This window comes from Pseudomonas sp. p99-361 (assembly GCF_003935475.1).
In the GTDB taxonomy this organism is placed as follows: domain Bacteria; phylum Pseudomonadota; class Gammaproteobacteria; order Pseudomonadales; family Pseudomonadaceae; genus Aquipseudomonas; species Aquipseudomonas juntendi.
The window spans coordinates 1-9,421 of the sequence record NZ_RHQO01000110.1 but is presented as its reverse complement, the minus strand read 5'-3'; the positions used below and the strand labels follow the sequence as shown (position 1 = coordinate 9,421).

At 64.3% G+C, this 9,421-nt stretch carries 8 protein-coding genes and 2 pseudogenes; 6 read left to right on the top strand and 4 right to left on the bottom strand.

Annotated elements, in window-relative coordinates:
- Positions 1-162 precede the first annotated feature (162 nt).
- Positions 163-264 (bottom strand): annotated as a pseudogene (locus EGJ22_RS25045) (AraC family transcriptional regulator); the annotation flags it as partial.
- Between EGJ22_RS25045 and EGJ22_RS27030 the strand changes: the two are divergent.
- A pseudogene (locus EGJ22_RS27030) lies at positions 234-335 on the top strand (EamA family transporter); the annotation flags it as partial. The pseudogenes EGJ22_RS25045 and EGJ22_RS27030 overlap by 31 nt on opposite strands.
- Positions 336-419: 84 nt before the next feature.
- Here the strand turns inward: EGJ22_RS27030 and EGJ22_RS25040 are convergent.
- Positions 420-1,394: a D-glycerate dehydrogenase gene (locus tag EGJ22_RS25040; RefSeq protein WP_029888023.1), complete on the bottom strand. Its 975-nt coding sequence runs from the start codon at positions 1,392-1,394 to the stop codon at positions 420-422.
- 122 nt (positions 1,395-1,516) lie between these two features.
- On the bottom strand, positions 1,517-2,464 hold the full coding sequence (locus tag EGJ22_RS25035; RefSeq protein ID WP_029888022.1) for a LysR family transcriptional regulator: 948 nt from the start codon (positions 2,462-2,464) through the stop codon (positions 1,517-1,519).
- 191 nt (positions 2,465-2,655) lie between these two features.
- On the opposite strand from EGJ22_RS25035, the gene EGJ22_RS25030 reads away from it, so the two are divergent.
- The 4 genes from EGJ22_RS25030 to EGJ22_RS25015 are packed head-to-tail and all read left to right on the top strand — an operon-like array spanning position 2,656 to position 7,435.
- Positions 2,656-4,185 (top strand): efflux transporter outer membrane subunit, encoded by a 1,530-nt coding sequence (locus EGJ22_RS25030; RefSeq protein WP_029888021.1) that lies wholly within the window; start codon positions 2,656-2,658, stop codon positions 4,183-4,185.
- Complete coding sequence (locus tag EGJ22_RS25025) at positions 4,182-6,359, top strand: FUSC family protein (protein WP_029888020.1); 2,178 nt, start codon at positions 4,182-4,184, stop codon at positions 6,357-6,359. The genes EGJ22_RS25030 and EGJ22_RS25025 overlap by 4 nt, the downstream gene beginning before the upstream one ends.
- A gap of 4 nt (positions 6,360-6,363) precedes the next feature.
- A complete protein-coding gene (locus EGJ22_RS25020; RefSeq protein WP_009685040.1) occupies positions 6,364-6,564 on the top strand; it encodes a DUF1656 domain-containing protein in 201 nt (66 codons plus the stop codon).
- Between the two features lie 10 nt (positions 6,565-6,574).
- The gene (locus EGJ22_RS25015) at positions 6,575-7,435 is read left to right on the top strand and encodes an HlyD family secretion protein (protein WP_029888019.1); all 861 of its coding nucleotides are present in this window, start codon (positions 6,575-6,577) and stop codon (positions 7,433-7,435) included.
- Positions 7,436-7,617: 182 nt separating this feature from the next.
- On the opposite strand, the gene EGJ22_RS25005 is transcribed toward EGJ22_RS25015, so the two are convergent.
- Entirely contained in the window at positions 7,618-8,064 is a 447-nt protein-coding gene (locus EGJ22_RS25005) for a universal stress protein (protein WP_009685042.1), read from the bottom strand.
- A 188-nt stretch (positions 8,065-8,252) separates the two neighbouring features.
- Here EGJ22_RS25005 and EGJ22_RS25000 point away from each other — a divergent pair, with 188 nt between their 5' ends.
- On the top strand, positions 8,253-9,161 hold the full coding sequence (locus EGJ22_RS25000) for a LysR family transcriptional regulator (RefSeq protein ID WP_009685043.1): 909 nt from the start codon (positions 8,253-8,255) through the stop codon (positions 9,159-9,161).
- Positions 9,162-9,421: the final 260 nt, after the last annotated feature.

The following is a 9,421-nucleotide window of genomic DNA, read 5'->3' as shown; positions in this document are numbered from 1 at the left end:
AATTGGCCCGAAACAAACGTAGGAGCGAGCGCAGCTCGCGATTGCGCCGCGCGGGCGGCGCTCGCTCTAACAGGCGCTGCCATACCTTGTGGCAAACACCTGTCAGCCCTAAGGCGATCCCTGTGGGGCTTGCCTGCGATGGGCTGCAAAGCAGCCCCGATGTCACAGGTTGAAGGCCAGGCGGTACTCGCCCGGTGTGGCGCCAACGGCCTGGCGGAACCGATTGCTGAAATGGCTGGCACTGGCAAACCCTTGTCGCAGTGATGGCAGGGAATGTGCTGGTGTTTCGCAAGCCCAGGGCACGGGTAGCTGAGGGGGTTGTGGAGGCCAGATGAGTCATGGCCCTATCAGCGGCCAGCTACCGAAACTGTGGGCGCTGGCTTGCCGACGATAGGGCCGGTACAGGGATAACCGGGGGATCAGCCCTTCCACACCTGCGGGTTCACCAGGTCCCGCGGCCGCTCACCCAGCAGCGCCGCACGCAGGTTGTCCAGCGCCCGGTTGGCCATGGCTTCGCGGGTTTCGGCGGTGGCCGAGCCTATGTGTGGCAAGGTCAGGGCATTGGGCAGCTTGAACAGCGGCGAATCGCTCAGTGGCTCTTTCTCGTAGACATCGAGGCCTGCGCCGCGCAGGGTGCCGTTCTGCAGCGCTTCGATCAGTGCGGCTTCATCGACCACCGGCCCGCGTGCAATGTTGATCAGGAACGCGCTGGGCTTCATCAGCTTCAGCTCGCGGCTGCTGATCAGTTTGCGGGTCGCGTCCGACAGGGGCACCACGATGACCACGAAGTCGGCTTCGGCCAGCAACTGCTCCAGGCTGCGGAACTGCGCGCCCAGCTCCTGCTCCAGCGCGCTCTTGCGGCTGTTGCCGCTGTACAGGATCGGCATGTTGAAGCCGAAGCGGCCACGGCGGGCCACGGCTGCGCCAATGTTGCCCAGGCCGACGATGCCCAAGGTCTTGCCATGCACATCACTGCCGAAGTGCGCCGGGCCCACGGTTGCCTGCCAGTTGCCGGCCTTGGTCCAGGCGTCGAGTTCGGCGGTACGCCGTGCGCAGCCCATGATCAGCGAAAAGCCCAGGTCGGCGGTGCTTTCGGTGAGCACGTCCGGGGTGTTGGTGAGGGCGATGCCGCGTTCGTTGAAGTAGTCCAGGTCATAGTTGTCGTAACCGACCGACACGCTGGACACCACCTCGAGCTTGGCCGCACCTTCCAGCTGCGCCCGGCCAAGCTTGCGCCCGACCCCGATCAGGCCGTGGGCTTCGGGCAGGGCTTCGTTGAACTGGGCGGCGATGTCGCCCAACTTGGGGTTGGGCTGGATCAGGTTGAAATCTTGCTGCAGGCGCTCGGCCATGGCCGGGGTGATTCGGCTGAAGGCCAGGACGGTCTTTTTCATCGGGCTGCTTCCAAGGGGAAAGCTACAAGCTACAAGTTGCAAGCTACAAGCTACAAGAAAAAGCAGCACGTGAACGGATCTGCTTTTTCTTGCGACTTGCGACTTGCGACTTGCAACTGCCCCTAGTTGGCGATCAGCACCTGATGGGTTTTCAGGTCGGCCTCATGCGCGGCAAGAATTTCCGGCAGCGAGTTGCGCAGGTATTCGACCCAGGTCTTGATCTTGGCATCCAGATACTGGCGCGACGGGTAGATGGCGTACAGGTTCAGTTCCTGCAGGCGGTACTCGGGCAGCACCCGCACCAGGCTGCCGTCGCGCAGGCCATCGATGGCCGAATAAATCGGCAGCACACCTACGCCCATGCCGCTGCGGATCGCGGTTTTCATGGCGTCGGCGGTGTTGACCATGAACGGCGAGCTGGTGATGTTGACCATCTCCTGGCCTTCCGGGCCATCGAACAGCCACTTTTCCAGCGGGATCACCGGGCTGACCATGCGCAGGCAGGCGTGCTTGAGCAGGTCGGCAGGTTTGTGCGGCAGGCCATGGCGGGCGATGTAGGCGGGCGACGCGCAGACGATGCTGTAGGTGATGCCCAGGCGCTGCGAAACGAACCCCGAGTCCGGCAGCTCGGTGGCCAGCACGATGGACACGTCATAGCCCTCGTCAAGCAGGTCGGGCACGCGGTTGGCCATGGTCAGGTCGAAGGTCACGTCGGGGTGCGATTCACGGTAGCGGGCAATCGCATCCACTACGAAATGCTGGCCCACCCCGGTCATCGAATGCACCTTCAATTGCCCGGCGGGGCGCGCATGGGCGTCGCTGGCCTCGGCCTCGGCTTCCTCGACGTAGGTCAGAATCTGTTCGCAGCGCATCAGGTAGCGCTTGCCGGCCTCGGTCAGCGCAATGCGGCGGGTGGTACGGTTGAGCAGCCTTGTTTGCAGATGGGCTTCCAGGTTGGAGACCGCCCGCGATACGTTCGCGGTGGTGGTGTCCAGTTGCGCCGCAGCGGCCGTGAAGCTGCCTAATTGCGCTACGCAACTGAAAGCACGCATGTTTTGCAGGGTGTCCATGGGTCACTCTCGAGGTAGAGGACAAAATTGTGTCACGAAGCAACGCAAAAGTTATGAAAACTTACCTTCGACCAAAGGCGGATTATCGCCGTTTTGGTAACAAAGATTCGCAGGAATCTACGCTTATCGCCAGTGCTGCCGCCCCCTAGAATTGCTCGGCCCCTCCACCTCTTCCTCGGGAAATCGCAGCTGTGCCGCGTCGCATCATCAGAACGCTCAGTGCGTTCAGTGCCTGTGCCCTTGCCCTCACCTTGAGCGGCTGTATCGGAACCTGGGGCATCGCCCCGCAAAGCAAGACGCTGCAAGCCAATACCCTGACCACCGACGCGGCCATTCGCGAAGCCGCAAGCGATGCTCACTGGCCCGACCAGCAGTGGTGGCACGCCTATGGCGACCCGCAACTGGACCGCTGGGTTGCCCTGGCAGTGGCCGGCAGCCCGAGCCTGGCCATGGCCGCCGCGCGGGTGCGTGAAGCCAAGGCCATGGCCGGTGTGATCGAGTCGGCTGAAAAGCTCCAGGCCAACGGCCAGGCCACGCTCAAGCGCCACAACTGGCCTGAAGACCAGTTCTATGGGCCTGGCGCGTTGTCGGGTGCCAACACCTGGGACAACAACGCGGCCATTGGTTTGAGCTACGCGCTGGACTTGTGGGGCCGTGAACGCAACGCCAGTGAACAGGCAGTGGACCAGGCGCACATGAGCGTGGCTGAAGCGCGCCAGGCGCAGCTGGAGCTGCAGAACAACGTGGTGCGCGCCTATATCCAGCTGAGCCTGCACTTTGCCCAGCGCGACATCGTCAAGGCCGAGCTGGCACAGCAAGAACAGATCCTGGCCTTGGCCAAGCGCCGCCTGGCGGCCGGTATCGGCACCCATTTCGAAGTCAGCCAGGCCGAAGCGCCGCTGCCGGAAACCCATCGCCAGCTCGATAGCCTTGACGAAGAAATCGCCCTGGCCCGCAACCAGCTGGCCGCCCTGGCCGGCAAAGGGCCGGGTGAGGGCGCGCAGTTGCAGCGCCCGACCCTGGTCCTGGCCGCACCACTGAAGCTGCCGTCCAACCTGCCTGCGGCACTGGTCGGCCAGCGCCCGGATGTGGTCGCCAGCCGCTGGCAGGTGGCTGCACAGGCACGCGGCATCGACGTCGCGCACGCCGGCTTCTTCCCCAACGTCGACCTGGTCGGCAGCCTGGGCTTCATGGCCACGGGCGGCGGGCCGCTGGAATTCCTGACCGGGCGCAAGTTCAACTACAACGTTGGCCCGGCCATCAGCCTGCCGATTTTCGACGGCGGGCGCCTGCGCTCGCAGCTGGGCGTGGCCTCGGCTGGCTATGACGTGGCCGTGGCGCGCTACAACCAGACCGTGGTCGGTGCGCTGAAGAACATTTCCGACCAGTTGATCCGCCGCGAGTCGATGCAGCAGCAGTCGCACTTCGCTGCCGAATCGGTGGCTGCCGCGCAGAAAACCTACGATATCGCCACGGTGGCCTTCCAGCGTGGCCTTACCGATTACCTCAACGTGCTCAATGCGCAGACCTTGCTGTTCCGCCAGCAGCAGGTGCAGCAGCAGGTGCAGGCGGCACGCCTGATCGCCCATGCCGAGCTGGTCACCGCGCTGGGCGGTGGCCTGCAGGCTGGCCAGGACGTACCCCAGGAAGAACGCCAGGCTGCGCCGAACACCCCGGCGGCCCTGGCCATTTTCGATACCCGGCCGGACAACGCTGAATGAGCACTTCCAGTTTGCCTGTGCGCTGGCTGCAAAGCCTGGAATGGCGTCGCGGCTTCTTCGCCTGGGCGCGTACCGATGGCGTGACCTGGGTCTATATCTTCAAGGTACTGGCAGCCGCGTTCATTACCCTGTGGCTGGCCATGCGCCTGGAGCTGCCGCAACCGCGCACGGCGATGATCACCGTGTTCATCGTCATGCAGCCGCAAAGCGGCCATGTGTTCGCCAAGAGCTTCTACCGGGTGCTCGGCACCCTGGCCGGCTCGGCGATGATGGTGGCGTTGATTGCCATTTTTCCGCAGAACACCGAGCTGTTCCTGCCCAGCCTGGCGCTGTGGGTTGGGCTGTGTTCGGCCGGTGCCATGCGCTACCGCACCTTCCGCGCCTATGGCTTCGTGCTGGCCGGCTACACCGCGGCCATGATCGGCCTGCCGGTGCTGCAGCACCCTGACCAGGCGTTCATGGCGGCGGTGTGGCGGGTGCTGGAAATTGCCCTGGGCATCCTGGTGTCGACTTTCGTCAGTGCCGCGATCCTGCCGCAGTCGGCCAGCGCCGCCATGCGTAACGCCCTGTACCAGCGCTTTGGTGTGTTCGCCGGGGTGGTGGTCGAGGCCTTGCGCGGTGACAGCCAGCGTGACCGTTTCGAGAGCAGCAACGTGCGCTTCGTGGCCGAGGCGGTGGGCCTGGAAAGCCTGCGTAACGTCACCGCCTTCGAAGACCCGCACATGCGCCGGCGTAGTGGCCGGCTGGTGCGTATGAACAGCGAGTTCATGGCCATCACCACACGCTTCAACGCCCTGCACCGCCTGCTGGAGCGGCTGCGTGCACGTGGCCCGCGGCAGATCGTCACCGCCATCGAGCCGGGCCTGAACACCTTGGTGGAGCTGTTGCAACCCTACGTGGGCCGGGCGCTGACCGACGCCGATGCCTTGCGCCTGACCCTGGAGCTGGGCGCCTACAAGGAAGGCCTGCAAACCCAGGTGCGTAGCCTGCGGGCCGACTACCTGGCAACCGGGCCGAGCGCGGCTGACCAGCTCGACTTCCACACGGTGTTCGAGCTGTTGTACCGCTTCATCGACGAAATGTTCAGCTACGCCGAAACCCACGCCTCGCTGGCCGCACACAAGCACGAGCGCGAGCAATGGGACGAGCCCTATGTGGCGCAGACCAGCTGGCTGGTGTCGTTGGCAGCGGGTGTGCGCGCCTCGACAGTGCTGTTGCTGCTGGGCAGCTACTGGCTGCTCAGCGACTGGCCCAGTGGCGCGATGATGACCCTGATCGCCACGGTGACCGTGGGCTTGTCGGCGGCCTCGCCCAACCCCAAGCGCATGTCGTTCCAGATGGCCTGCGGCACTGCGCTGGGGGCCTTGGTCGGCTTCTTCGAGACCTTCTTCGTGTTCCCCTGGATCGATGGGTTCCCATTGCTGTGCATGGTGCTGGCGCCTGTGTTCGTGCTCGGCGCGTTTCTCTCGTCACGGCCGGCCTACGCGGGCTACGGCATTGGCCTGCTGGTGTTTTTCGCCATCGGCTCGGTACCCAACAACCTGACCGTGTACGACCCCTACAGCTTCATCAATGACTACATCGGCATGATTCTGGGCATGTGCGTGTGTGCCGCCGCCGGGGCGATCATCCTGCCACCCAACAGCCGCTGGTTGTGGAGCCGCCTGGAGCAGGAGCTACGCGAGCAGGTGTTGTTTGCCATCAGCGGCCGCCTGCGTGGCATCGGCACGGCGTTCGAAAGCCGCACCCGCGACCTGCTGCACCAGGCTTACGGCCTGGCAGCCGGCAAGCCGAAGGTTCAGAGCGAGCTGATGGGCTGGATGTTCACCGTGCTGGAGGTCGGCCACGCGGTTATCGAGCTGCGCAAGGAGCAGGCCCGCGCCCCGGTGCATCCGGCCTATGCCGAGTCGCAACCGTGGCGCCAGGCCATCCGCGTGATGGGCCGGGCCCTGGCACGGCTGTTTCTGCAGCCCAGTGCCAGCAACCACGAACGCGCGCTGGTAGCAGTGGACCATGCCATTGCCCGGGTGCAGGCCACCGACGAGCCATTCGCCCGGCACTTCGATACCTCGGTGCTGCGCCGTGCGCAAAGCTACCTGCACTTCATCCGTTCTTCCCTGCTCGACCCACAGTCGCCGCTGGTGCCGGCGAAAGGACTGCCTGATGCTGCGTGAAAGCATGCCCCGCGAAATCGCCTTCCATGGTGTGTACATGCCCACCATGACCTTGATGTTCCTGTTTGCGTTGGGCTTGGCCTGGGGCCTGGACCGGTTCATCGCCAGCCATGATGGCTACCGCTTCTTCTGGCACCCGGCGTTGCTGCGCCTGAGCCTGTTCGTCTGCCTGTTCGGCGCCATGGCGCTTACTGTCTACTGGTGAGAAACCTTCGATGAAAAAGTTCTTCAGCCTGATCGCCACCCTGCTGGTGCTGGTCGCTGCCGTGGCCATCGGTCGCCAGTTGTGGGTGCACTACATGACCACGCCGTGGACCCGTGACGGCCGCGTGCGTGCCGATATCATCAACGTGGCCGCCGACGTGCCTGGCTATGTGGTGGACGTGCCGGTCAAGGACAACCAGCGGGTGAAGAAGGGCGACCTGTTGATCCAGATCGACCCCGAGCACTATCAGCTCGCTGTCGACCAGGCCAAGGCGCTGGTCGCGTCGCGCAAGGCCACCTGGGAGATGCGCAAGGTCAACGCCAAGCGCCGTGCCGACATGGACAACCTGGTGATCTCCAAGGAAAACCGTGACGATGCCAGCAATATCGCCAACGCCGCCCAGGCCGATTACCAGCAGGCGCTTGCCGAGCTGGCGGCTGCCGAACTCAACCTGAAACGGACCCACATCGTAGCCACGGTGGACGGTTACGTGACCAACCTGAATATCCACCGGGGCGATTACGCGCGTACCGGTGAAGCGGTGATGGCAGTGGTCGATGAAAACTCGTTCTGGGTGTATGGCTTCTTCGAGGAGACCAAGCTGCCGCATGTGAAGGTCGGTGACCAGGCCGAGCTGCAGATGATGAGCGGCGAGCGTATCAAAGGCCATGTGGAGAGCATCGCCCGCGGTATCTACGACCGCGACAACCCGCAAAGCCGCGAGCTGATCGCCGACGTGAACCCTACTTTCAACTGGGTACGCCTGGCGCAGCGGGTGCCGGTGCGCATTCACATCGATGAAGTGCCGGAAGGGTTTTTGCTGGCGGCGGGGACGACTTGTACGGTGGTGGTGAAGCCGAGCGAGGGGTGACCTGCGGCGCCATTCTGGCCCACAGTCACTGCACTGCCTTTGAATACAGCGCTGGACCTGTGGTGGCGGGCATGCCCGGCAAGAATCCAACGCGGTGGCTGGCACCGGCTGCGCCGGTGTTCGCGGGCGCGCCCGCTCCCACCGGGTACGCTGTGCGCCTGCCAGCATCGACAACCTGGCGTTCAGGCGGGCCCCACCAATACCGGCACCTTCACCCGGTCGATCACCTTGGCGCTGATCGATGGGTCCAGCAACCGGCCCAGCCGTGACAGGTGGCGGTGGCCCATGATGATCAGTTCGCAGTTCAGTTCTTGCGCCTTGGCTACGATCGCCTCGACCGGTTGCCCCGCGATCATGCAGCCCTGGCTGGCGAAGCCGGCCTGTTGCAACTCGCCTACCGCCTTGGCCACCGCGTCGTCGGCCTGGTGCTGTTCCTTGCAGGCGGCGGGGTATTGCTCCAGCTCTTCGGTGGTGTAGGGCGCGGGTTGCTCGTGCACGGCGAAGGTAGAGTCGATGGCCAGCAGCACGTGCAATTCGTGTTCGCCGGGGCGGCAGTAGCTGCGGGCGAGGGTGAGCAGGGCAGTGGCGGCGGGGGAGGCGTCGATGGCGATCAGGACTGGGCTAGGCATGCAGGATCCTTGCTTCTGGCTGGCTAGTCATTTGCCTGCACCGGCGATAGGGTCGGTGCAGGCACTGCAACTGTTATGACCCAATCACCGTCCAGAATAAATGCCCCACCACGCACGAGCGCATTGCGTCTGGTGCAATCGGCCAACCTGCTACCATCGCCACTCCCCAGCTGTAATGGAAAACGGCCATGCAACTCCCGGACATGAACCTGCTCGTCGCCCTCGATGCCCTGCTCGACGAAGGCAGTGTGGTCGGTGCGGCGCAGCGCATGAACCTGAGCCCCGCGGCCATGAGCAGGACCCTGAGTCGTATCCGCGATGCGTTGGGCGACCCGATCCTGGTGCGCGCCGGCCGTGGGCTGGTGCCGACGCCACGGGCGCTGGCCTTGCGCGAGCAAGTGGCGGCGCTGGTGGAGCAGGCCGGCGAAGTGTTCCGCAGCGCCGATGAAGTCGACCTGCCCAAGCTCGACCGTGCCTTCAACATTCGCACCAATGACCTGTTCATCGCCCTGTACGGCGCCCAGCTGCTGCGCCGCATGCACGAGCAGGCACCGCGCACGGTGCTGCGCTTCGTGCCGGAAAGCCCCGGCGGTGACGACGACAGCGTGCTGCGCGACGGGCGCACCGACCTGATCATCAGCTCGACCGTTGATCTGGGACCGGAGATCAAGGTGCAGAGCCTGTTCCAGACCTACTATGTGGGCCTGGCCCGACGCGACCACCCGATCTTCGAGCAGCCGATCACGCCGACCAGCTTTGCCAGTTACCCACAGATCAGCGTGTCCCGCCGTGGCCGGGCCAACGGGCCGATTGATGTCGAGCTGGCCAACTTCAAGGTGCAACGGCGGGTGGCATTGATTACCCCGAGTTTTCACTCGGCGCTGTTCTCGCTACCGGATTCGGACCTGATCCTGCCGATGCCGGCGAATATCCTCAACAGCGTGCACAAGCTCGGGTTGCCACTGCGATCGTTCGAGATCCCGGTACCGCTGGAGCGGGTGACGGTGCTGCAAGCCTGGCACCCGCGGTTTCACAACGACCCTGCACATAGGTGGTTGCGGCAGACCTTGAAAGCTTGCTGCAGTGTTGATCCGTGATTGCCTGTAAGGGCCTCATCGCTGGCAAGCCAGCTTCCACAGATTCTATGGTTTCTGGCAAGGGTAGCCGGAGCATCTTCAGCGCCTGTGAGATCGAGCGCCGCCCGCGCGGCGCAATCGCGAGCTGCGCTCGCTCCTACGTTTGTTTCGGGCCAGTAACGCCTGTGACAGGCGCGCGCGGCCGCCTTGTTTGTACGGCGCGATATTGAGGCATGCACCAAGGCGTTCGCGCGCGAATCCCACAGGAATAATTGGCCCGA